Genomic DNA, 22,904 nt, shown 5'->3' with positions numbered 1-22,904 from the left:
GCACTATGCAGCATGATAATGAAAACGGCGTGAGCGAACCTTCACGCCGACGTTTGTTGAAAGGAATGGGCGCTTTGGGTGGCGCGCTGGCGTTGGCCGGCGGATGCCCGGTTGCCCATGCGCAAAAACCGCAAAGCGCACCGGGAACGTTGTCTCCTGATGCGCGTAGTGAAGTGCAGCCGTTTTATGGTCAATATCAGGCGGGGATCCTGACGCCGCAGCAGGCATCCATGATGCTGGTGGCGTTCGATGTTCTCGCCAGTGATAAGGCCGATCTTGAACGTCTGTTCCGGCTGCTAACCCGTCGATTTGCGTTTCTGACTACCGGTGGGCCTGCGCCGGATACGCCGAATCCGCGGTTACCGCCGATGGATTCCGGTATCCTTGGCGCATATATCGCACCAGACAATTTGACGATCACGTTGTCGGTCGGATCCTCGCTGTTTGACGAGCGCTATAGTCTGACACCGCAGATGCCGAAAAAGCTGCAAAAAATGACGCGCTTCCCGAATGATTCTCTGGATGCAGCGCTGTGCCATGGCGATCTGCTGTTGCAGATTTGCGCCAACACACAGGACACCGTCATCCACGCGCTGCGCGATATCATCAAACATACGCCCGATCTGCTCAGCGTTCGCTGGAAACGTGAAGGATTTATTTCCGATCACGCCGCGCGCAGTAAAGGGAAAGAGACCCCGGTCAACTTGCTTGGCTTTAAGGACGGTACCGCGAACCCGGACGCTACAGATGCGAAGTTGATGCAAAACGTGGTGTGGGTTACGGACGGGCAGGGCGAACCTGCGTGGGCGCAAGGCGGCAGCTATCAGGCCGTGCGGCTCATTCAGTTCCGCGTGGAGTTTTGGGATCGCACGCCGCTGAAAGAACAGCAAACGATTTTTGGTCGCGATAAACACACCGGTGCGCCGCTGGGTATGCAGCATGAGCACGATGTGCCTGACTATGCCAGCGATCCAGAAGGTGAGGTGATTGCGCTCGACAGCCATATCCGTCTGGCAAACCCGCGTACGAAGGAGACCGAGTCTAGCCTGATGATGCGTCGCGGTTATAGTTATTCGCTCGGCGTGACCAATTCCGGTCAACTTGATATGGGACTGTTGTTCGTCTGCTATCAGCACGATCTGGAAAAAGGTTTTCTGACGGTGCAGAAACGCCTGAACGGTGAAGCGCTTGAGGAGTATGTCAAACCAATTGGTGGCGGTTACTTCTTTGCGTTGCCGGGTGTCAAAACCGCAGATCATTATCTCGGACAGAGTCTGCTCGAAGCTTGATATCTATGCCCCGCAGCGCGGCGGGGCTTTTACTGACATCTTCATGAATGAACGAATTATTTTTTATGATCGGTCTGTGAATGAAATAATTTTGTCATCTTTCTGCAAGAGACTGTCTGTAGCGACAAGTCAAAATCAAGTTAATGGCAAGTAAAAATAATGTTGCATTAGCGAAAGATTATGATGTACTTATAAGTAACAGCGGTAGTTCCCGGCGGTGATAGTTGTTCACTATGGAGATCGCGAATGGAAAAGTCCTGTACTGGACACGTTTTTCACAGTAACAGCAGTACCTTACGCGGACGTTTCTCTTCCGGTAGCCACTTCGTCACCGCTAAATCTCTCCCCCTTTCACTTTTTATCCTTGTAACTGACGCCCTGTACGGTGCGCGTAGCCGTGGGTGGCGTCTTATCCAAAAGCAAGCAATGGCTTACAAGGAAGCCAACCCTCAGATGTTCGTGCGCATAATCGTGCCGCCAACGGCGCGTGTGATGTATACCTACAACTCAAGGTGCTATCCATGGGAAGACAAAAAGCAGTGATCAAAGCTCGTCGCGAAGCAAAACGGGTGCTGAGGCGGGACTCGCGTAGCCATAAGCAACGTGAAGATGAATCGGTCACCTCGCTTGTGCAGATGGGCGGCGTAGAAGCGATCGGAATGGCGCGTGATAGTCGCGATGCCACGCCAATCACGGCGCGAAATGAGGCTCAGGCGCACTACCTGAATGCTATCGAGAGTAAACAGCTGATCTTCGCCACCGGTGAAGCCGGGTGTGGTAAAACCTGGATCAGCGCGGCAAAAGCAGCAGAGGCGCTGATCCACAAAGATGTGGACAGGATTATTGTAACCCGTCCGGTTCTGCAAGCTGATGAAGATCTCGGCTTCTTACCTGGAGATGTTTCCGAGAAGTTCGCTCCCTATTTCCGCCCGGTGTATGACGTGCTGGTGAAACGTCTGGGAGCCTCCTTTATGCAATATTGCCTGCGACCTGAGATTGGTAAGGTGGAAATCGCGCCGTTCGCCTATATGCGTGGACGAACATTTGAAAATGCCGTGGTCATTCTTGACGAGGCTCAGAATGTTACCGCTGCACAAATGAAGATGTTTTTGACTCGCCTCGGGGAAAATGTGACGGTGATTGTGAATGGGGATGTAACCCAGTGCGATCTACCCGCCCACGTTCGCTCAGGGCTAAGCGATGCGCTGGCCCGTTTCGAAGAAGATGAAATGGTTGGGATCGTTCGTTTCAATAAAGATGATTGCGTTCGCTCGGCGCTCTGTCAGCGAACGCTCAACGCTTACAACTGATGAGTACGCCGTCTTCAAGGCCCGGGAAACCGGGCTTTGTTTTGCGGTATTACAGAATATCTTTTAAGGCGGCAGCCGTCATGGTTGCTTCAAATGGGATCAACTCAACTTTCGCGACGCCAGCCTGCTGGAAGGGATCCTGACTCAGATAGTGTTCTAATTTCTCAGCGTCATCACATTTTGCCAATATCACACCACCGGAACGTGGAATTTTGCGGCCTGATGCCAGGAATAAACCTTCCGCATAGCCTTTTTGCAGCCAATCCACGTGGGCAGGAAGTAGGCTATCGACGTCTTTCAACGGTTTTATATAGGTTAAAACAACAACATAAATAACACTCATTTTATTGTCCCTGCTTTTTTAAAGTGTATTAACGTAGCATATAACCAGGGAGAGAAAAGATTAATATCAACACTGTCCTTCCTAAATTTTAATATTAAAAATGCATATGCAGCATTTATGTCTGTTAATTGTACACTTGTAGGGGGCGGATGGGTTGGCATGGTTGATGGCTGGCGAAAAAATGGCGGCTATCGCTTAATCGGCGAGTTATTATTAATAATCATGAAACATTCGTGATGAGATAAATATTACGATAATGTTCCAGATCATGAGCGTTTTATATTTTTTAACATATTTGGCAAACTGAAACGCATACTTTCGCTATACTATAGATCCTTGAATACGCTGCGCTCCCGAACTGGATCCGCCTTCTAATGCTTGAATTAAAAAGTATTGCGTGCCTGCGGGATGAACGTCTACTCTTTTGCCGCCTATCATGTTCTATTCAGCCCGGCGAAGTTGTCCAAATATCGGGTCCTAATGGGGCAGGAAAAACCTCTTTATTACAGCTACTAACCGGATTATCAACGCCGAGCGAAGGGCAGATTTTGTGGCAGGGAAAACCGCTGCATCGGATGCGTGACGACTGGCATCGTCAACTGTTGTGGCTTGGCCATCAGGTTGGCGTAAAAGGGGGGCTGACGGCGGAGGAAAATTTGCGTTTTTATCACCCGCAGGCGTCGCTTGAGACGCGCTGGCAAGCGCTGGAGCAGGTCGGACTGGTCGGTTTTGAAGATGTGGCTGTGGCTCAGCTTTCTGCCGGGCAGCAGCGGCGCGTAGCGCTGGCCAGGCTGTGGCTCAGCCGCGCAATGTTCTGGATTTTAGATGAACCTTTTACTGCGCTGGACGTGGCTGGCGTGCAAAAACTGACCACACGACTGGAACAGCATGTCGTCCATGGCGGCGCAGTTATTCTGACAACCCATCAACCTTTACGGCCTCTCTGCGTCCCGTTGCGCACGATTACGCTCAATGAGTATGAGGCGGCTGTGGCATGATCACGCAGATTTTCTGGCGCGACCTGCGTCTTGCCTTTCGTAACTGTGCCGAAATTATCAACCCGCTGTGGTTTTTCCTGATTATCGTCACGCTGTTTCCACTCAGTATTGGCCCGGAGCCGCAGTTGCTGCGGCAAATTGCCCCCGGCATCGTCTGGGTAGCGGCGTTACTCTCCTCGCTGCTGGCAATGGATCGACTGTTTCGTGATGACTGGCTGGACGGTTCGTTGCAGCAGATGATGCTAATGCCAGTCCCGCTTTCGCTGGTGGTGCTGGCGAAAGTCGCCGCGCACTGGGTGGTTTCCGGGCTACCGCTGTTAATCATTTCGCCGCTTATCGCCACGCTGTTCGGCCTCTCCGTTGCGGAGTGGCAAGTGCTGGCGCTTACGCTATTGTTGGGTACGCCCACGCTCAGTTTTATTGGTGCGATTGGCGTCGGGCTGACCGTCGGATTGCGGCGCGGCGGCGTATTGCTCAGCCTGCTGGTGCTGCCGTTGATGATCCCTTTATTAATTTTTGCGACCGCCGCCGTGGGCGCGGCGCAGATGCTGCTGCCGGTTGACGGCTATCTGGCGATCCTCGGGGCCTTCCTGGCAGGAAGCGCCACCTTAAGTCCGTTCGCCACTGCAGCAGCGTTACGAATCAGCGTGCAATAACTCCCGTCATCTGCGGGAATATGAGGCAAAGAAAAAATGTGGAAAGCGTTACACCAACTCGCCATTCCAGAGCGGTTGTATAAGGTCTGCGGGCGGTTTATTCCGGCAATGGCTATCCTGAGCGCGCTGTTTCTGGTGGTGGGCTGTATCTGGGGCTTTGTCTACGCCCCAGCGGATTATCAGCAGGGCGAAAGCTATCGCATCATGTATCTGCATGTGCCCGCGGCTATCTGGTCGATGGGGATTTATGGCTCGATGGCGGTGACTGCCTTTGTGGGGCTGATCTGGCAAATGAAAATGGCGGACAACGCGGTGATGGCGATGGCGCTTCCCGGCGCTGTCTATACCTTCATCGCGCTGGTCACCGGTTCGGCCTGGGGCAAACCAATGTGGGGCACCTGGTGGGTGTGGGATGCGCGTCTGACCTCCGAGCTGGTGCTGCTGTTCTTATATGTCGGCGTGATTGGCTTGTATCACGCCTTTGATGACCGCCGCCTGGCCGGGCGCGCCGCCGGGATCCTCGTTCTGGTCGGGGTGGTCAATTTGCCGATTATTCATTTTTCCGTTGAATGGTGGAACACCCTGCATCAGGGGTCGACCAATATGCAGAAAACCATCGATCCATCTATGCGTATGCCGTTGCGTTTAACGATTTTCGGCTTCTTATTCCTTTTTATTACTCTGACATTAATGCGTATGCGTAATTTGATTCTGCTGCAGGAACGTCGTCGCCCATGGGTGGCGCAGCTGGTTTCCGGGCGCAAGAGCGAGGTTAATTCATGACCAGCGCTTTCCACTCCTGGAGTGATTTCTGGCAGATGGGCGGCTACGCCTTTTATGTCTGGCTGGCGGTTGCCGTGACGGCGCTCTCGCTGCTGGTTGTGGTCTGGCATGCCTGCTGGCAGCGCAGGGCGCTGCTGGCTGACGTAGAGCGTCAAATGGCGCGCGAGCGCCGGATGCAGGCGGCGCGTAAAAAAGGAGAGGCGTTGTGAATCCGCGTCGTAAGGTACGACTCTGGCTTGCCTGTAGCGTGTTGGGAGGACTGGCGCTGACGGTCGGACTGGTGATGTATGCGCTCAGCGCCAATATCGATCTCTTCTATACGCCGGGGGAAATCATTTACGGCAAGCGGGAAAATGGCCAGAAGCCGGAACCGGGACAGCGCCTGCGCATTGGCGGCATGGTGATGCCCGGCAGCGTGAAGCGTGACGATAAAACGCTGGACGTGACCTTTAAGCTCTACGATGCGCGCGGCGTGGTAGAGGTGAGCTATACGGGGATCCTGCCAGCGCTGTTCAGAGAAGGGCAGGGGGTGGTGGCACAGGGAACACTGCAAGACGGTACCCATATTCGCGCCAAAGAGGTGCTGGCGAAACACGATGAAAACTATACCCCTCCGGAGATTAAAGAGGCGATGGATGAAAATCATCACCCTGCCGGGAATCAACAAGGAGCCGCGCAATGATCCCTGAAATTGGGCATTTTCTGCTGTGCCTGGCGCTGGGTATTTCCTGCCTGCTCGGGCTGTATCCGACCTGGGGCGCGATGCGCCAGGATACGCGGATGATGGCGCTGGCGAAACCGCTGTCGTTCGCCATGTTTGCGGCGATCCTCGGGTCATTCCTGATACTGGTTTATGCTTTTGTGGTGAATGATTTCACCGTTCAGTATGTCGCCAGCAACTCGAATACGCTGCTGCCGGTATGGTATCGCGTGGCGGCTACCTGGGGCGCGCACGAAGGGTCGCTGCTGCTGTGGGTGCTACTGATGAGCGGCTGGACCTTTGCCGTGGCGGCGCTGAGCCGCAACATTCCCCTGGAAGCATCTTCCCGCGTGCTGGCGGTGATGGGGATGATCTCCTTCTGCTTCCTGGTGTTCATCCTGCTGACCTCGAATCCGTTTGTACGTACGCTGCCGGACTTTCCGATCGAAGGCCGCGATCTGAATCCGATGCTGCAGGATATTGGACTGATTTTTCATCCACCGATGCTATACATGGGGTACGTGGGTTTTTCCGTCGCCTTTGCTTTTGCCATCGCCTCGTTAATGACCGGGCGTCTGGACAGCGCCTGGGCGCGCTGGTCGCGTCCGTGGACGCTGGCGGCGTGGAGCTTCCTGACGTTGGGCATTGTGTTAGGTTCTGCCTGGGCATACTACGAGCTGGGCTGGGGCGGTTGGTGGTTCTGGGATCCGGTCGAAAACGCCTCGCTGATGCCGTGGCTGGCCGGCACGGCGCTGATTCACTCACTGTCAGTAACGGAGAAGCGGGGTAGCTTCAAGTCCTGGACCGTGCTGCTGGCAATCCTCGCCTTTTCGCTCTGCCTGCTCGGCACCTTCCTGGTGCGTTCCGGGGTGCTCATCTCTGTACACTCATTCGCCTCCGATCCGACGCGCGGCCTGTTTATTTTGGCGCTGCTGGTGATCACCATCGGCGGTTCGCTGCTGTTGTTTGCCATTAAAGGCGGGAAGGTGCGCTCTCGGGTACGCCATGAGCTGTGGTCGCGCGAGTCGCTGCTGTTGGGGAATAACGTCCTGCTGATCGCCGCGATGTTGGTGGTGCTGTTGGGCACACTACTGCCGCTGATTCATAAATTATTGGGGCTGGGTAGTATCTCAATTGGTGAACCATTCTTTAATTCGCTGTTTATCGTGCTGATGATTCCCTTCTCGCTACTGTTGGGGATTGGGCCGCTGGTGCGCTGGCGGCGCGATGAATTGCATAAGCTGCGTAAGCGGCTGCTGGTTGCGGCGCTGGTGTCGATTGTGCTGGCCGTGGTGCTGCCGTGGCTGATGCAGGACCGTATTAAGGCGATGACCGTGCTTGGTCTGCTGATGTCGCTGTGGGCGTTGGTTCTGACAGTGATGGAGGTAGTGGAACGCGCTACCGATCGCCATACCTTCTGGCGCGGGCTAACTCGCCTGGGGCGCAGCCACTGGGGGATGGTGGCTGGGCATGTCGGGCTGGTGGTGACGGTGATTGGCATCGCCTTTAGCCAGAATTATAGCATTGAGCGCGATGTGCGTATGAAGCCGGGCGATAGCGTCGATATTCATCAATATCACTTTGTCTTCCGCGACGTTCAGGACATTACAGGTCCGAACTATTTTGGCGGTGAAGCGGTGATTGACGTCTCGCAGGACGGGCGGCATATCAGCACGCTGCGGGCAGAAAAACGCGTCTACAGCAGCAGCCGGATGGAGATGACCGAAGCCGCCATCGACGGCGGGTTGGTGCGCGATCTGTATGCCGCGCTGGGTGAAGAACTGGATGACGGCAGTTGGGCGGTGCGCCTGTACTACAAACCGTTTGTTCGCTGGATCTGGTTTGGCGGAATGTTAATGGCGCTTGGTGGCGTATTGTGCATTCTGGACCCGCGCTACCGCTTACGTAAATCGCTGCCGGAGAACGCACAATGAACCGCAAAGTCCTTTATCTGCCGCTGGTTATCTTTCTGGTTCTGGTGGCAGCGCTAATGTGGCAACTGCTGCGCAATAGCGACGGCGATGACCCGACGGCGCTGGAGTCGGCGCTGGTTGGCAAACCGCTCCCCGCGTTTCATCTGGCGTCGCTGGAGAAGCCTGACATGATGCTGGACGCGTCCAGTATTATCAACGGTAAGCCGGTGCTGCTTAACGTCTGGGCGACCTGGTGTCCAACCTGCCGCGCGGAGCACCAATACCTGCGTTCCCTCGCGGCGCAGGGTATTCGCATCGTGGGCATTAACTATAAAGACGATCGCCAGAAGGCGCTGGACTGGCTGCAGGAGCTGGGTAATCCGTACGCGCAGGGGGTGTTTGATGGTGATGGTATGCTGGGATTGGATCTCGGTGTCTATGGTGCGCCGGAAACCTTTCTTATCGACGGCAAAGGCATTATTCGCTACCGCCATGCAGGCGATCTGAACGAACAGGTATGGCAGCAGGAAATCCTGCCGTTGTGGAATAAATACAGTCGGGAGGGCAGCGCGTGAGATTTTTGCTAATGACGTTGCTGACGGCGCTGCTATCGTTTCAGGCGCTGGCGGCGATTGACACTTATCCGTTTAAAAATGAGGCTCAGGAGCAACAGTTCCGCCAACTGACCGCGCAACTGCGCTGCCCGAAATGCCAAAACAACAGTATTGCCGACTCCAATTCGATGATTGCCGCCGATATGCGTAAAAAAGTCTGGCAACTGATGGAGGAGGGACAAAGCAATCAGCAAATTACCGATTATATGGTGGCGCGCTACGGTAACTTCGTCACCTATGAGCCGCCGGTAACGTTGGCGACGCTGATCCTCTGGCTGTTGCCCGCCTGTTTTGTACTGGGCGGCGCGCTGGTCATTTTCCGTTTAAGCCGTCGCCCGCGGGCAGCGCGGGAAACGGAACTTAGTCCGCATGAGCAGGCGCGTTTGCAAGCGCTTCTCGATGAAAACAAAAGGACCCTGAAATGATCGTCGCTTTTCTTATCATGATGATTTTACTGCTGGGGACGGCGGCACTGCTGTTTATTCCCTGGTCAGGCAGACAGCGCGTTGATCGTAACACGATGAATCATATGATTTTTCGTGCGCGTCTTCAGGAGCTTGATGAAGACATTTCTCCGGTAAATGCGGCTCAGCAACAGCAGTTGGTTGACGATTTACGCTTGAATTTATTGGAAGATTTGCCTGAGTCGCCAAAAACGGATAACAAAAATAGTAGCTATTGGATGTATATTCTCGGGGTTATTATACTAACCTCTTTATGCGTAGGGGTATTCGTCCGAACGAGTTACGTCCCCCGTGTAATTGAGTGGCAGCAGGTCGTGCAGCAAACGCCGCAACTGATGCAGCGCGTGATGGATCCCCAGGGGAAACCGCTGTCGGAAGAAGAGCTGTTTCGCCTGGCGCTGGGGCTACGTACTCGTCTGCAGCAATATCCGGCAGACCAGCTAAGCTGGACGATGCTCGGTAGGCTACAACTGGTGCTGAATAACCCCGGGGCTGCGTTACAGGCATTTGATAAAGCGCGACAGTTGGCGCCGGGAAATGCGGATGCGCAACTGGGCTATACCGAAGCATTGCTGCACTCTACGGATCCGAATGATAGCCGTGAAGCCCAGCAGTTGCTTGATACGTTGCTTAAAAATAACCATAACGATGTACGGGTACTCAGCCTTGTGGCGTTTAACGCCTTTGAGCATCAACAATATGATAAAGCGATAGCAGCATGGCAACTGATGCTGAAACTGTTACCGCCGGACGATAACCAACGAGAGATCATTATTCGTAGTATCGACCGCGCGAAAAAAGAACAAATCGCTACACTGAAATAATCAAAATATATCAACATTTGCGCGAAGGTTTGTTCGATTTGCAATGTGATACCACGCTGAAATTATCGGCTAATCAACCTCTGATGATTAGCCCGCAGAATCAAACTTCCATAAGCATTGTTGGAGTAGAAGATGACGGTAATCGCTATAAATATTTTTATATAGCGATTGTCATGTGGCAAGGACTATTGCGTCTTTATTTTAGGAAAAGGGTTAAATAATAAGATGAGAAAACTTTCACTGGAACGTTCAGGTAGGCGAAAAATTATATTTATCGCCCTGCTGGTTGGGATCATTATTGGTGTCGTGCTGCTGGCGGGTACGGCAACTATCATGCATAAAACCAGCGACACTGAATTCTGCGTGTCGTGTCATACCATGCAACAACCTCTGGCGGAATATCAGGGCAGTGTGCATTTCCAGAACAATAAAGGTATTCGCGCCGAGTGTGCCGATTGCCACGTTCCCCACCAACCGATCGATTATATGCTGACCAAAATTGGCGCCCTGAAAGATGTCTGGGGTGAAATGACCGGCAAAATCGATACCCCAGAAAAATACGAGGCACATAAGCTCGCGATGGCCCAGAGCGTCTGGGATGGGTTGAAGAAGAACGACTCGGCAACCTGTCGTTCCTGCCACGACTACAAAGCGATGGATATACTGGCGCAAACGCCTGAAGCCCGTAAGCAGCACCCGGTGGCGATCAAAGAGGGCCAAACCTGTATCGATTGTCATAAAGGCGTCGCGCACATTCTGCCAAACATGAGTGGCCTGGCGGCAGCAGGGGCGAGCGAACTGGCGAATGCGGCAGCGAAAACGCCGGCAACGGCGACCACGTTGTACACCATTCAAACCCAACCGTTCTGGCTTAGTGAGAAAACAACCGATCATAACGACGGTAACCTGATGGCTTCCACCGAAGTGCAGGTAGTGAAACGTGACGGTGATATGGTACTGGCTGACGTTAAAGGCTGGCAGCAGGATGGCGTCACCGAGGCGTTCTACGCCGCGCGTGGTAAACGCATCATGAGCGCCCTGCTGGGTGAGGAAGCGCGTAAGGCGTTGAAAGTGAACAGCACGGTAACCGATGAAGAGACGAAACAGGTCTGGCATGAAGTCGATCTGCAGGTCTGGCTGCCTGCGAAAAGTCTGATTGGCGATCAACAAAAAATCTGGAGCTACGCCTCCGAACTCATGGCTAACAACTGTACCGGTTGCCACGGTCTTACCGAGTTGAATCGCTTTAACGCCAACCAGTGGATTGGGGTGGTTAAAGGCATGTCCGGTCGTACGTCGCTGACGCAGGAACAGGTTCGTCTTCTGACCCAGTACGTACAAAAACACGCGAGCGACATGCCCGCAGCAGCCGATCAGGACAAAAAATAAGGAGCCATGATGAAAAAGAATAATGACCATGACATGGCGGAGCAGAGCCAGGAAGCAGGTATGAATCTGACTCGTCGCCGTTTTCTGGCTGGTGCCGGAGCTTTAATGGCGGCACCGCTGCTGGCGGGAATGTGGCCACGCTCGGCGCTGGCCGAAGCGATAAGCCAGGCGCTGCCGCAGTTTGTAGCGTTACGCCAGGCGGAAAGCGGCATTCTGACCGGCGCCCACTGGGGCGCGTTTGAAGCGATTATCCGCGATGGCAAAATGGTTGATGTTCGTCCGGTGAAAGACGATCCGTATCCGAACGAACTGATTACCATGGCACCTTATCAGGTGTATGCCGAAAACCGCATCAAGTACCCGATGGTGCGTAAAAGCTGGCTGGAAGGCGGCGCGAAAGACTGTAAACCAGAGCTGCGTGGCCGCGATGAGTGGGTGCGCGTGAGATGGGATAAGGCGCTGCATCTGGTGGCCGGTGAAATCAGCCGTCTGCAGAAAGAGCACGGACCGTCCTCTATCTATGCGGGCTCTTATGGCTGGAAAAGCGTGGGGATGTTCCACAACCCAAGAACGCTACTGCAGCGCATGATGAACCTGGCAGGCGGTTTTGTCGGCTACTCCGGCGACTACTCGACCGGTGCCGCACAGGTAATTATGCCGCATGTGGTGGGCTCTGTTGAGGTTTACGAGCAGCAGACCGCATGGCCGAACGTCATTGAAAACACCGAGCTGGTGGTGATGATTGGCTGTAACCCTATGATCACGCTTAAAAACAGCTGGAACCTGCCGGATCACGTCAGCCAGACTGGTTTTGAAGCGCTGAAGAAAAAAGGCACCCGGATGATCTGTATCGATCCGGTGCACAGCGACAGCGCCCGTATGCTGGGTGCCGAGTGGATTGGCCCGCACAGCTATACCGACTGTGCGCTGATGGCGGGGATTGCCCATACGCTGTTGGTGGAAAAACTGCATAACGCTGACTTCCTGAAAACCTATACCGTCGGCTTCGATAAGTTTGAAGCCTACCTGACCGGTCAGGACGACGGTATTGTGAAAGACGCCAATTGGGCGGCGGACATCAGTGGTGTGGACGCCGAGGTGATCAAACAGCTGGCGCGCGATATGGCAAAACACCGCACCATGATCATGGGCGGCTGGGGCATTCAGCGCCAACATCACGGCGAGCAGGCGCACTGGATGATGGTGACCCTGGCGTCGATGCTGGGGCAGATTGGTCTGCCTGGCGGCGGCTTCGGCTTTAGCTATCACTACTCTTCCGGCGGTAGTCCGACCGCGCGCGGCGGCATTCTTGCCGGGATTTCGGCGGGTAGCCCAACCTCTCCGGCGGCAAAAGACATTACACCGTTCCCGGTAGCGCGTATTGCCGATGCGCTGGCGAACCCTGGCAAGACCATTGATTATAACGGCACGAAAGTGACCTACCCGGATATTAAAATGGTCTACGTGGCGGGGGGGAATACCTTCCACCAGCATCAGGATACCAATAACCTGGTCAAAGCCTGGCAGAACCCGGAGACCGTGGTCGTCAACGAACCTTACTGGACGGCAACGGCGAAACATGCCGATATCGTGCTGCCGGTTACCACGACCTATGAACGTAACGATTTGGACATGGGCGGCGACTACTCGCAGCTCTACGTCTTCCCGCTACGCCAGTGTGTGCCGCCGCAGCATGAAGCGAAAAATGACTTTGACGTCTTTGCCGGTATTGCCGAGATCCTCGGCGTACACGACGCCTTTACCGAAGGTAAAGATGAGATGTTATGGTTAAAAGGCATGTATGACGACATGAAAGCCCAGGCGCGTAACGCACGCGTGGCGCTGCCGCCGTTTGATATGTTCTGGGCGTCCAACAACTATATCCGCTTCCCGATTCCGGAAGAGAATAAACAGTGGGTACGCTTTGCTGATTTCCGCGAGAACCCGCTGCTTAATCCTCTGGGTACCCCGTCCGGCAAAATCGAAATCTATTCTGATGCCATTGCCAAAATGGGCTACGAGGACTGTAAAGCGATCCCGACCTGGATGCCGCCTCACGAGTGGTATCGCGGGCCGGAAGCAGCGAAATACCCGCTGTCGCTGAATACCGGTCACCCGATTAACCGTCTACACTCTCAGCTCGACAACACGCCGCTACGTAAGAAGTATGCAGTAGCCGACCGTGAGGCTATCTGGATCCATCCGAAGGATGCCAGCGCACGTGGCATTAGTGCGGGCGATCTGGTTCGTGCCTTTAACGATCGCGGGCAGATCCTGGTTGGGGCAGTGATTACCGATAACGTCCGTGAAGGGGTGGTGCGGATCAGCGAAGGGGCGTGGTTTGACCCGGCCGATCCGTCACAGCCTGGTTCGCTGTGTAAGAACGGTAACGTCAACTGCCTGACCTTTGACGTCGGTTCCTCCAGCCTGGCGCAGGGGAACTGCGGGCAGATGTCACAGTTGCAGATCGAGAAATATACCGGACCGGTGCTGCAAAACACCGCGCATAATGTGCCAGTAGGCGCATAATCGACAGCCGGTTATAACGAACGGCCCCTCTTGCCAGTGGTGAGAGGGGCCGTTTCTTTTAATCCTCACTACGCCAGCAGTCGAACCCCACGGGCGTGCAATATGCGAAAAAAAAGCCCGTACTTGCGTACGAGCTCTTCTTAAAATATGGCGGTGAGGGGGGGGATTGACTCGCTTTGCTCGCCCCTTCGGGGCAGCCCGTTCGCGATGCTCCCGGTCTGTCCAACTGGCTACGCCAGTAGTCGAACCCCGGTCGGGGCTTCTCATCCCCCCGCAGGCGAGCAATATGCGAAAAAAAAGCCCGTACTTGCGTACGAGCTCTTCTTAAAATATGGCGGTGAGGGGGGGATTGACTCGCTTTGCTCGCCCCTTCGGGGCAGCCCGTTCGCGATGCTCCCGGTCTGTCCAGCTGGCTGCGCCAGCAGTCGAACCCCGGTCGGGGCTTCTCATCCCCCCGCAGACGTGCAACATGCGAAAAAAAAGCCCGTACTTGCGTACGAGCTCTTCTTAAAATATGGCGGTGAGGGGGGGGATTGACTCGCTTTGCTCGCCCCTTCGGGGCAGCCCGTTCGCGATGCTCCCGGTCTGTCCAACTGGCTACGCCAGTAGTCGAACCCCGGTCGGGGCTTCTCATCCCCCCGCAGGCGAGCAATATGCGAAAAAAAAGCCCGTACTTGCGTACGAGCTCTTCTTAAAATATGGCGGTGAGGGGGGGATTGACTCGCTTTGCTCGCCCCTTCGGGGCAGCCCGTTCGCGATGCTCCCGGTCTGTCCAGCTGGCTGCGCCAGCAGTCGAACCCCGGTCGGGGCTTCTCATCCCCCCGCAGACGTGCAACATGCGAAAAAAAAGCCCGTACTTGCGTACGAGCTCTTCTTAAAATATGGCGGTGAGGGGGGGATTCGAACCCCCGATACGTTGCCGTATACACACTTTCCAGGCGTGCTCCTTCAGCCACTCGGACACCTCACCATATTGTTGTTCCTGTGCTACCGGAACGGGCGCTAATTTAGGGAAATACCGTCCCGGCGTCAATCAACTTTTTGAAAAAAACGTGCATTTACACAAACTTCAAACAATCTGGAGCTTAAATAAGCGGGAATTGTTTTTTTTGCCAGCATCCTAAAATTTGCTACTCTGAGGATCCCTCGAAAAATGATGATAATAAGTGCGAGAAAGTTCCGCATAGCAATGCTCAGGAGACAAAATGGATATAATTTTTTATCACCCAACATTCGAAACAACCTGGTGGATTAATGCGCTGGCAAAAGCAATACCAGGCGCGAACGTCCGTGAGTGGAAAGCGGGTGATAATGCGCATGCTGACTATGCGCTGGTTTGGCATCCGCCGGTTGAAATGCTCGCGGGACGAAAATTAAAAGCCGTATTTGCGCTGGGTGCTGGCGTCGATTCCATTCTCAGTAAGCTAAACGCTCACCCGGAAATGTTGGATACCTCGATCCCGCTTTTCCGTCTGGAAGATACGGGTATGGGCCTGCAAATGCAGGAATATGCGGTAAGTCAGGTGTTGCACTGGTTTCGTCGCTTTGATGATTACCAGGCGTTAAAAAATCAGGCGAAATGGCAACCATTGCCAGAGTATACCCGCGATGAGTTCACCATCGGGATCATGGGGGCCGGGGTCCTGGGTGCGAAAGTTGCCGAGAGTTTGCAGTCATGGGGGTTCCCGCTACGCTGCTGGAGTCGTACGCGTAAATCCTGGCCTGGCGTGGAAAGCTTTGCCGGTACCGAAGAGCTGGGTGCGTTTTTGAGTCAAACTCGCGTGCTTATCAATCTTCTACCCAATACGGCAGAAACTGTGGGCATCATTAACGCTGGTTTACTTAGCCAGTTACAGGATGGCGCTTATGTGCTGAACCTGGCGCGTGGCGTTCATCTCAATGAAGACGATCTTCTGGCATCGCTGGACAGCGGCAAGGTGAAAGGCGCCATGCTGGATGTCTATAGCCGTGAACCGCTGCCGGAAACCAGCCCGCTTTGGAAACATCCACGGGTGGCCATGACGCCGCACATCGCCGCCGTTACCCGTCCGGCGGAAGCGGTGGATTATATCTCCCGTACAATTTTCAATCTGGAAAGTGGCAAAGCCGTTACGGGTCAGGTCGATCGCGTACGGGGATACTAATGCCAACCCGGCATCTGCCGGGTTTCAGCTAATAAATGGCGGCGATACCTGCTATCCTTGACGGAAAATGACTACAGGAGAGAGTTATGTATCCCGTTGACCTGCATATGCATACCGTCGCCAGCACCCACGCCTACAGCACCTTAAGTGATTACATCGCTGAAGCTCGTCGCAAAGGCATCAAGCTGTTTGCCATTACCGATCATGGACCGGACATGGCGGATGCGCCTCACCACTGGCACTTTATTAATATGCGCATTTGGCCTCGTGTCGTGGACGGCATAGGGATCCTGCGCGGAATTGAAGCGAATATTAAAAATATTGAAGGCGAAATTGACTGTTCAGGTCCGATGTTCACTTCCCTGGATCTGATTATCGCAGGCTTTCATGAGCCGGTTTTTGCGCCACACGATAAAGAAACGAATACGCAGGCGATGATAGCCACTATGGCCAGTGGCAACGTCCATATCATCAGCCACCCGGGTAACCCCAAATATCCCGTCGATATTACTGCGATTGCTCAGGCAGCGGCAAAATACCAGGTTGCGTTGGAAATCAACAACTCTTCGTTTTTGCATTCGCGTAAGGGCAGTGAGGACAATTGCCGCGCTGTTGCTGCGGCTGTGCGTGATGCCGGCGGCTGGGTCGCGTTAGGGTCAGATTCACATACCGCTTTCACCTTAGGAGATTTCGGTGAATGTCGTAAAATACTGGATGATGTGAATTTCCCGGAAGACCGAATTTTAAACGTTACGCCAAAGCGCTTGCTGACGTTTCTGGAATCGCGAGGCATGGAGCCGATCGCGGAATTTGCTGAACTGTAATTGTTACTAACTGGAATATATTAATGAACGAGTTTTCTATCCTGTGTCGTGTACTGGGCTCGCTGTTTTACCGCCAACCGCAGGACCCTTTACTGGTTCCTCTGTTTACCCTGATTAGCGAAGGTAAACTTTCCGCCAACTGGCCGCTGGAACAGGACGAATTGCTGGCTCGTCTGCAGAAGAGCTGCGATATGCCTCAGTTGGCTGCGGATTACAACGCGTTATTTGTGGGAGACGATTGCGCGGTGCCGCCTTATCGCAGCGCCTGGGTAGAAGGGGCTAAAGAAACGGATGTGCGTGCATTCCTTTCTGCTCGGGGAATGCCGTTGGCAGATACGCCGGCAGATCATATTGGCACGCTGTTGCTGGCGGCTTCATGGCTTGAAGACCAGTCTGCGGAAGATGAAAGCGAAGCGCTTGAAACCTTGTTTGTGGACTACTTGTTACCCTGGTGCGGCACGTTTCTGGGTAAAGTTGAAGCGCATGCGAATACGCCATTCTGGCGTACTATTGCGCCCCTGACACGTGATGCGATTGGTGCGATGTGGGACGAATTACAGGAAGAGACAGACGAATAAATGTGATTTAAATCACGCTAAACTGCAACGCAATTTATCAACTTGCATAATTTGTGTGCGCGATCTCATTCCAATGCCGTTTTTCTGCTAAGATGCGCGGCATGAACATACTTCTCTCAATTGCAATCACAACGGGCATTCTCTCCGGGATCTGGGGATGGGTGGCCGTTTCTCTCGGTTTACTCAGCTGGGCTGGGTTTCTGGGCTGCACTGCCTACTTTGCCTGTCCGCAAGGTGGGCTGAAAGGGCTGTGGATCTCGGCGTGTACGCTGCTAAGCGGTGTGGTGTGGGCGTTGGTGATTATTAACGGCAGTGCGCTTGCCCCGCATATGGATATTGTCGGCTATGTCATGACGGGAATTGTCGCGTTTTTGATGTGTATTCAGGCAAAGCAATGGTTGCTTTCATTCGTGCCGGGCACGTTTATTGGGGCTTGTGCAACGTTTGCAGGGCAGGGGGACTGGCGACTGGTCGTGCCATCTTTGGCGCTGGGTCTGGTATTTGGCTATGCGATGAAAAATAGCGGCTTGTGGCTGGCGTCACGCCGTGAAAACAGGATATCGCCAACCCCGACCAGTAAATAAAACAAGCGTGAGGCTTCCCTCACGCTTTTTATGCTGTAACGACCCATCAGGATTCTGGCGGTACCGACATATGGCGGTATTTAACCAGGATGTCATTATCAACTTGTTTCTTATCCTGCAAATCCCACAACCCGCGATCTATTCCGTCATTAATCAGGAAGATAACGCCGGTTTCAATTGCTGACATCAGACAAAGCATAACCGGTTCGTTAGAGGTATAACCAATTTCCCCCTCCAACAGACGCTGGTAGTCAATGAAGCGGAAAACCCCTGCCTGCACTTCATAAGACAGAATGGTTTTGCTGGTATTCACCGATGAGAGGATCTCACCGGTACTGACGTTAACCACACGCAGGTTTACCGCTATCTGGTCAAGCTGGTATTGCGTATCGGCGCCTATACCGAAATAGCGCGCGCCGACACCACCTGATTTAACGTTGCTTTCATAACCAATAATTGACCCTTCCACCATGACGTTTGCGGCGGTCAGAGACTGGAGCGGGATCCGGTTGTTAATGGCAACCGTACCGTTTTCCTGAGCCGCACGAATGATTTTTCGTTCGTTAAGCAAGTTCTGTAACCCCTGACGTTCCAGCGGGACGAACCAACGAGAATCCTTCAATGCGGTGACGAGCATAGCCGTGGCGCTTTGCGGGACGGCGGTAGAGAAGTTACTTGCCGGGTAAGGCTTAAACTGGCCAGTCTCATCCTGAATGTTGTATACCGACACAAATATCTTACCTGTAGGCATGGGTAGATGCGTCAAATCTTTATAGCTTTGGGCTCGGGGCATTAATGTCGGCTTAGCGGCCTCTTGAGGCGGGGCGGTTAAGCATCCGCTGAGTAAAATTACTGCCACCATGATAAGTAAGCGCTGCATGATATTTTCCTTTCGTGGCTCTCATTTAGAAATCGGTTGACTGGTTTTGTAAACCTGACACTTCAATAGTCGAAGTTCTTCCCGTTTTCCTGTCAGTGACATTCAATTGCAGTTGCCCATCCCGGTTGGCGATATCAACGATAAAGTCACTGGTTACCATCCTCCCCGGCTTACCTGTATTGATATTGGTGAGTAAGCCGCCGAGTATTTGCGACTGAATTGCCTGGGTAAAGTTATCCAGTGCTGTTGGGGTTTCGATCCCGTAGTCGCCAGCGCTCGGATCTTTATATGAGTTTTGCGCCTGAGCGCTATTTAATAAAAAAGAGCCGTTGTTTGGGTTGCCACCAAAGTTAGGGTTGCGGAACTGGAACGTCATGTTTCCGGCCCAACTTAATGGCGAAATTAGCATGAGCAAAACCACAGCATGTTTGACACGCATGAAAGCCTCCGGACAAAATCATGTTTTAGAATTCATCACGCGCTAAATCGCTTGTGCTTAATAGTGTTTGATCTATTTGCCGGCGATTTAATGCTTCCTCAGTTTCTGCCAATGCGAAGACCACTATTTTGTCGAAGTCTCTTTTCGTCGGGAATAAAAAGGTCTGGAAGATAACGTCCTGATTAACCGTTATCGTAATCCAACTTCCCCAACGTGCACTGGGCCTTTCATTAATGGTTAAGTTTCCTGTGTACTTGCTTTCCCACTTGTCACTAAAGGCGCGATAAAAATCATGGCCAATGGAAGAGACAGTGTGGTCAGTTAACAGTCCGGGAACCTCCACCTCTACAGCCGCGTGTAGATTCCCGGCAGCAAAGAACAAATTTGCTGCCACAATCCAGTTCAAATAGCGTTTCATGGCTTTATCGCCTGAGGTTATCATTGGCCCACGAGACCGCCTGCGTACGATTTTTGACAGCTATCTTTTTGAAAAGATTATAAAGGTGCGTTTTCACGGTATTTTCACTGATAAACAGCGAACGCGCGATTTCAATATTTGAGGCACCGATACGCAGTTTATTAAGGATCTCTTTTTCACGGTGAGTGAGTAGTGCCGACTCCGTGCTGTTATAGCGGTAATTTCCGGAATGCGTGATCAGGTAGCTGGCGAGCTTTTGCGAAAAGTAGCATTCACCGCGCAACACACCTTGCAAGCCGCTGACTACACGTTGTTCATCTTCGGTTGCGTAAAATACACCATTGATATGCGGCCAGTTTTCAATATCCCGATAGGGATAATCATCAGGGGTATTCAACAATAAAGTCTTTATATTGTTGTTTTTTCTGCTTAAATTATCTTGCCAGTAATGGATCAGTTTTTTATCTGCCTCCATCATATCCATTAAAACAATGCAGCCGGAGGAAATATCATCCAGAGAACGTTGAATATTATGTAGTTTTCCGGTTAACGCCAGTGATTGCTTTAAATGTTGTAATAACGCAGTTGCCTGCAGAGAAGGTTTAGTGATCAACAATAATGTATGACCATGAATACTATGGACTTCATTAAACATGATGAAACTCCACTTTTTAGTCGCACACCTGACAGCTGCCGCTACTAAAATAGAGGCACCAGAAGTACTGACAGATGTTGCACTGCTGTGTAGAAATAAAATATCAACCCAACGGGGTGAAAATATTAAAACAAATGGACTTCAACTGTTTTCAATCTAGCTATTACAAATCTTAAAGCAAGTGTTAAACATGTTACATAATGTAAATTTATATATTAAAATGTGATTTTTGGGTTTTAATTGAGTTTAGATTTGATAGTAAAGTTGTACATTTCAGCATTATTGCATAGATTTAAAAAATCATACAAATTATGCTATCGCATTGATATCAAATAAATAAATTTATGGTTTGTTAGTTTTACATTCCTAATGAATTCGGATTGTTTCGCCTGGATTCAACTTGGACAATTTTAGATAGAAAAAAATGATGCTTGTCACGACTTGTACCGATGCTTATCGCAGCACTAAGCTGGGAGGCGCGGAAATCGCGGGAAATGCACTTTTTTGTTACTGCATAGAAATTCACTTGCAGGGTTAAAAAAGAAATAGAACCTGCTGTCGCAACCGTGTTTTTTACTGTTAATTAATACTTTGGTGTGAATCAGGATATAAAAATACCACTGGCGGGTGAGTTATTTAAAATGTTTCAACGGACATACTCTTCATCGTAACGTGACGTTAACAAATGTAAGTCATGTTAACAACAATTTGAGTGGTAACTAATTTAACTTCATGTACGACCAGGTCCAGGGTGACAACATGAAAAACAAGTTGTTATTTATGATGTTTACAATACTGGGTGTGCCTGGGATTGCATCCGCAACAAGTTATGATTTAGCTAATTCAGAATATAACTTTGCGGTAAATGAATTAAGTAAGTCTTCATTTAATCAGGCAGCCATTATTGGTCAGGTTGGCACTGCGAACAGTGCAAATACTCGTCAGGGGGGCTCGAAGCTATTGTCGGTCATTTCGCAAGAAGGTTCTGGTAACCGGGCGAAAACGGACCAGACGGGATCATATAACTTTGCATATATTGATCAGGTGGGTAGTTCCAATGACGCGAGTATTAAACAAGGTTCTTATGGTAATACAGCTGTAATTATCCAGAAAGGCTCTGGTAATAAAGCGAATATTACCCAGTATGGTACACAAAAAACAGCAGTTGTGGTGCAGAGACAGTCGCAAATGGCAATTCGCGTAACTCAACGCTAATCCATGATCGACGTTTAAATCAATCCGATGGGGGTTTACCATGAAACTTTTAAAAGTGGCAGCATTCGCAGCAATCGTCGTTTCTGGCAGTGCTCTGGCTGGTGTTGTTCCGCAATGGGGCGGTAATCATCATGGCGGCGGTAGCAACTATGGCCCAGACTCTTCGCTGAGTATCTACCAATATGGTTCAAACAACGCTGCGAATGCTCTGCAAAGCGATGCGCGTAAATCAGATGTCACCATCACCCAACATGGGCGTGGTAATGGCGCGGTCGTAGGCCAGGGGGCTGATGACAGTACTATTAGCCTGAAACAGACTGGCTTCCAGAACAATGCCACCATCGATCAGTGGAATGCAAAAAATGCTGATATTAGCGTGACCCAGTTCGGTGGCCGCAACGGCGCGCTGGTTAATCAGACTGCTTCTGACTCCAATGTGCTGATTCAGCAAGTTGGTTTTGGCAACAATGCAACAGCTAACCAACACTAATTCAGTTTTCTGACTGATAATAAACAGGGCGTGAGCCCTGTTTTTTTTTCGGGAGAATATGATGCATACATTATTACTCATTGCCGCGCTGACAAATCAAATAACATTCAATACGACCCAACAAGGCGATATGTACACCATTATTCCTCAGGTGACGTTAGCCCAACCCTGCGTTTGTGAGGTCCAGGTCCTTACCGTTCGTAAGGGGGAGGGAGGACAAAGCCAATCGCAGCAGAAAACAAGCCTTTCGGTCCCCGCTAATCGGCCGATTGAACTAACCAAACTGAGCTTTAATATTTCACCGGGGGATTCGGTCAAAATTATCGTTACCGTTTCGGACGGGCAGTCTCTGCATTTGTCACAACAATGGCCTGACTCAACCAGTCAGCCATAATTTTTGCTGTATTTGCATTAAGGGTGTGGCTGGGAATGCGGCGCTGTTCTATGAATATAGAAACGTACAGCGTTTTTATTTGATCGTAACTCGCAGTGGTGAAGGATCATTCAGATCCCTCAAGGATGACTAATCATTGAGGAACCCTTATGTGCACATTTTTTAAACGTATTTTTAGCGCCAGTTTATGTACGTTATCTCTTTTCACTTTTCCCATAATGGCGCAACAGATCTCGCCCGGCGGCGTTATCCATTTTCGCGGCGCAATAGTTGAAGCGCCCTGCGACGTTAACACCCAACAACAACAGATCGAATTGTCTTGTATGCGCAATGGCACCACCCGTAATAGTCTCTATAATCATCAACAGGTCACGGCTGCCCCTCAGAATGTGCAGCAAATTGCTACTGTGAAAATGCATTACCTCAATGAACAGAAAAACATGGCGATCCTTAACATTGAATATAAATGAA

27 protein-coding genes, 1 tRNA gene and 2 other RNA genes are annotated in these 22,904 nt (G+C 51.9%); 22 read left to right on the top strand and 8 right to left on the bottom strand.

Going from position 1 to position 22,904, the window contains the following annotated elements; translation table 11 throughout:
- The first annotated feature begins 5 nt into the window (after positions 1-5).
- The 3 genes from efeB (at position 6) to phoH (ending at position 2,599) form a co-directional block, all read left to right on the top strand.
- On the top strand, positions 6-1,289 hold the full coding sequence (gene efeB / locus AC534G_RS15780) for an iron uptake transporter deferrochelatase/peroxidase subunit (protein WP_110498399.1): 1,284 nt from the start codon (positions 6-8) through the stop codon (positions 1,287-1,289).
- Positions 1,290-1,535: 246 nt separating this feature from the next.
- A complete protein-coding gene (locus tag AC534G_RS15775; protein ID WP_038639568.1) occupies positions 1,536-1,832 on the top strand; it encodes a hypothetical protein in 297 nt (98 codons plus the stop codon).
- Positions 1,811-2,599, top strand: a complete 789-nt coding sequence (gene phoH / locus AC534G_RS15770; protein ID WP_006685183.1) for a phosphate starvation-inducible protein PhoH — start codon at positions 1,811-1,813, stop codon at positions 2,597-2,599. Before AC534G_RS15775 ends, phoH begins: the two co-directional genes overlap by 22 nt.
- Before the next feature lie 49 nt (positions 2,600-2,648).
- On the opposite strand, the gene AC534G_RS15765 is transcribed toward phoH, so the two are convergent.
- Positions 2,649-2,942, bottom strand: a complete 294-nt coding sequence (locus AC534G_RS15765) for a YciI family protein (protein WP_069323295.1) — start codon at positions 2,940-2,942, stop codon at positions 2,649-2,651.
- A gap of 374 nt (positions 2,943-3,316) precedes the next feature.
- Between AC534G_RS15765 and ccmA the strand changes: the two genes are divergently transcribed.
- From ccmA to torA, 11 genes are all read left to right on the top strand, one after another.
- Positions 3,317-3,940: a cytochrome c biogenesis heme-transporting ATPase CcmA gene (gene ccmA / locus AC534G_RS15760; protein ID WP_496594425.1), complete on the top strand. Its 624-nt coding sequence runs from the start codon at positions 3,317-3,319 to the stop codon at positions 3,938-3,940.
- Positions 3,937-4,596, top strand: a complete 660-nt coding sequence (ccmB, locus tag AC534G_RS15755) for a heme exporter protein CcmB (RefSeq protein ID WP_069323296.1) — start codon at positions 3,937-3,939, stop codon at positions 4,594-4,596. Before ccmA ends, ccmB begins: the two co-directional genes overlap by 4 nt.
- 36 nt (positions 4,597-4,632) lie before the next feature.
- Positions 4,633-5,379 carry a heme ABC transporter permease gene (locus AC534G_RS15750; RefSeq protein ID WP_110498394.1) on the top strand — a complete coding sequence of 249 codons (747 nt, stop codon included), beginning with the start codon at positions 4,633-4,635 and terminating at the stop codon, positions 5,377-5,379.
- Positions 5,376-5,588 (top strand): heme exporter protein CcmD, encoded by a 213-nt coding sequence (gene ccmD, locus AC534G_RS15745; RefSeq protein WP_110498392.1) that lies wholly within the window; start codon positions 5,376-5,378, stop codon positions 5,586-5,588. The genes AC534G_RS15750 and ccmD overlap by 4 nt, the downstream gene beginning before the upstream one ends.
- Positions 5,585-6,061 carry a cytochrome c maturation protein CcmE gene (gene ccmE / locus AC534G_RS15740; RefSeq protein WP_042309391.1) on the top strand — a complete coding sequence of 159 codons (477 nt, stop codon included), beginning with the start codon at positions 5,585-5,587 and terminating at the stop codon, positions 6,059-6,061. The genes ccmD and ccmE overlap by 4 nt, the downstream gene beginning before the upstream one ends.
- A complete protein-coding gene (locus AC534G_RS15735; RefSeq protein ID WP_110498391.1) occupies positions 6,058-8,013 on the top strand; it encodes a heme lyase CcmF/NrfE family subunit in 1,956 nt (651 codons plus the stop codon). Before ccmE ends, AC534G_RS15735 begins: the two co-directional genes overlap by 4 nt.
- Positions 8,010-8,567: a DsbE family thiol:disulfide interchange protein gene (locus AC534G_RS15730; protein ID WP_038639592.1), complete on the top strand. Its 558-nt coding sequence runs from the start codon at positions 8,010-8,012 to the stop codon at positions 8,565-8,567. Before AC534G_RS15735 ends, AC534G_RS15730 begins: the two co-directional genes overlap by 4 nt.
- Positions 8,564-9,031 carry a cytochrome c-type biogenesis protein gene (locus AC534G_RS15725; protein WP_077223854.1) on the top strand — a complete coding sequence of 156 codons (468 nt, stop codon included), beginning with the start codon at positions 8,564-8,566 and terminating at the stop codon, positions 9,029-9,031. Before AC534G_RS15730 ends, AC534G_RS15725 begins: the two co-directional genes overlap by 4 nt.
- Entirely contained in the window at positions 9,028-9,894 is an 867-nt protein-coding gene (gene ccmI / locus AC534G_RS15720) for a c-type cytochrome biogenesis protein CcmI (RefSeq protein WP_496594424.1), read from the top strand. Before AC534G_RS15725 ends, ccmI begins: the two co-directional genes overlap by 4 nt.
- 225 nt (positions 9,895-10,119) lie before the next feature.
- Positions 10,120-11,283 carry a NapC/NirT family cytochrome c gene (locus tag AC534G_RS15715; RefSeq protein WP_069323301.1) on the top strand — a complete coding sequence of 388 codons (1,164 nt, stop codon included), beginning with the start codon at positions 10,120-10,122 and terminating at the stop codon, positions 11,281-11,283.
- A gap of 9 nt (positions 11,284-11,292) precedes the next feature.
- Positions 11,293-13,812 carry a trimethylamine-N-oxide reductase TorA gene (gene torA / locus AC534G_RS15710; RefSeq protein ID WP_496594608.1) on the top strand — a complete coding sequence of 840 codons (2,520 nt, stop codon included), beginning with the start codon at positions 11,293-11,295 and terminating at the stop codon, positions 13,810-13,812.
- A 332-nt stretch (positions 13,813-14,144) separates the two neighbouring features.
- Here the strand turns inward: torA and AC534G_RS15705 are convergent.
- From AC534G_RS15705 to AC534G_RS15695, 3 genes are all read right to left on the bottom strand, one after another.
- Positions 14,145-14,283: non-coding RNA, RtT sRNA (locus tag AC534G_RS15705), on the bottom strand.
- Between the two features lie 228 nt (positions 14,284-14,511).
- Positions 14,512-14,650, bottom strand: a non-coding RNA gene (locus AC534G_RS15700) — RtT sRNA.
- A 44-nt stretch (positions 14,651-14,694) separates the two neighbouring features.
- Positions 14,695-14,782: transfer RNA gene (locus AC534G_RS15695), tRNA-Ser, on the bottom strand.
- 235 nt (positions 14,783-15,017) lie between these two features.
- Here AC534G_RS15695 and ghrA point away from each other — a divergent pair.
- The 4 genes from ghrA (at position 15,018) to AC534G_RS15675 (ending at position 17,942) form a co-directional block, all read left to right on the top strand.
- On the top strand, positions 15,018-15,956 hold the full coding sequence (ghrA, locus tag AC534G_RS15690; RefSeq protein ID WP_085048539.1) for a glyoxylate/hydroxypyruvate reductase GhrA: 939 nt from the start codon (positions 15,018-15,020) through the stop codon (positions 15,954-15,956).
- Between the two features lie 86 nt (positions 15,957-16,042).
- Positions 16,043-16,780, top strand: a complete 738-nt coding sequence (locus AC534G_RS15685; protein WP_038639608.1) for a phosphatase — start codon at positions 16,043-16,045, stop codon at positions 16,778-16,780.
- A gap of 23 nt (positions 16,781-16,803) precedes the next feature.
- Positions 16,804-17,358: a TorD/DmsD family molecular chaperone gene (locus tag AC534G_RS15680; protein WP_110498387.1), complete on the top strand. Its 555-nt coding sequence runs from the start codon at positions 16,804-16,806 to the stop codon at positions 17,356-17,358.
- 101 nt (positions 17,359-17,459) lie between these two features.
- Positions 17,460-17,942, top strand: coding sequence for a DUF1097 domain-containing protein (locus tag AC534G_RS15675; RefSeq protein ID WP_038639615.1), 483 nt, complete (start codon positions 17,460-17,462; stop codon positions 17,940-17,942).
- A 46-nt stretch (positions 17,943-17,988) separates the two neighbouring features.
- Here AC534G_RS15675 and csgG read toward each other — a convergent pair whose 3' ends face one another.
- Genes csgG through csgD form a run of 4 tightly spaced genes read right to left on the bottom strand, consistent with a single transcriptional unit; the run spans position 17,989 to position 20,334 of the window.
- A complete protein-coding gene (csgG, locus tag AC534G_RS15670) occupies positions 17,989-18,822 on the bottom strand; it encodes a curli production assembly/transport protein CsgG (protein ID WP_003036082.1) in 834 nt (277 codons plus the stop codon).
- Between the two features lie 25 nt (positions 18,823-18,847).
- Complete coding sequence (gene csgF / locus AC534G_RS15665; RefSeq protein ID WP_016152599.1) at positions 18,848-19,261, bottom strand: curli production assembly/transport protein CsgF; 414 nt, start codon at positions 19,259-19,261, stop codon at positions 18,848-18,850.
- 25 nt (positions 19,262-19,286) lie between these two features.
- Complete coding sequence (gene csgE, locus AC534G_RS15660; RefSeq protein WP_038639617.1) at positions 19,287-19,679, bottom strand: curli production assembly/transport protein CsgE; 393 nt, start codon at positions 19,677-19,679, stop codon at positions 19,287-19,289.
- A 4-nt stretch (positions 19,680-19,683) separates the two neighbouring features.
- Positions 19,684-20,334: a biofilm master transcriptional regulator CsgD gene (gene csgD / locus AC534G_RS15655; protein ID WP_069323303.1), complete on the bottom strand. Its 651-nt coding sequence runs from the start codon at positions 20,332-20,334 to the stop codon at positions 19,684-19,686.
- A gap of 759 nt (positions 20,335-21,093) precedes the next feature.
- On the opposite strand from csgD, the gene csgB reads away from it, so the two are divergent.
- The 4 genes from csgB (at position 21,094) to AC534G_RS15635 (ending at position 22,903) form a co-directional block, all read left to right on the top strand.
- Positions 21,094-21,549, top strand: a complete 456-nt coding sequence (csgB, locus tag AC534G_RS15650) for a curli minor subunit CsgB (protein WP_032939898.1) — start codon at positions 21,094-21,096, stop codon at positions 21,547-21,549.
- 40 nt (positions 21,550-21,589) lie between these two features.
- On the top strand, positions 21,590-22,039 hold the full coding sequence (gene csgA / locus AC534G_RS15645; RefSeq protein WP_006685125.1) for a curli major subunit CsgA: 450 nt from the start codon (positions 21,590-21,592) through the stop codon (positions 22,037-22,039).
- 61 nt (positions 22,040-22,100) lie between these two features.
- On the top strand, positions 22,101-22,433 hold the full coding sequence (gene csgC, locus AC534G_RS15640; RefSeq protein ID WP_110498384.1) for a curli assembly chaperone CsgC: 333 nt from the start codon (positions 22,101-22,103) through the stop codon (positions 22,431-22,433).
- 149 nt (positions 22,434-22,582) lie between these two features.
- Complete coding sequence (locus AC534G_RS15635; RefSeq protein ID WP_110498382.1) at positions 22,583-22,903, top strand: YmdA family protein; 321 nt, start codon at positions 22,583-22,585, stop codon at positions 22,901-22,903.
- Position 22,904: the final 1 nt, after the last annotated feature.

The organism is Citrobacter sp. CRE-46 (assembly GCF_059615875.1).
This window is presented reverse-complemented; position numbering and strand designations above follow the sequence as displayed.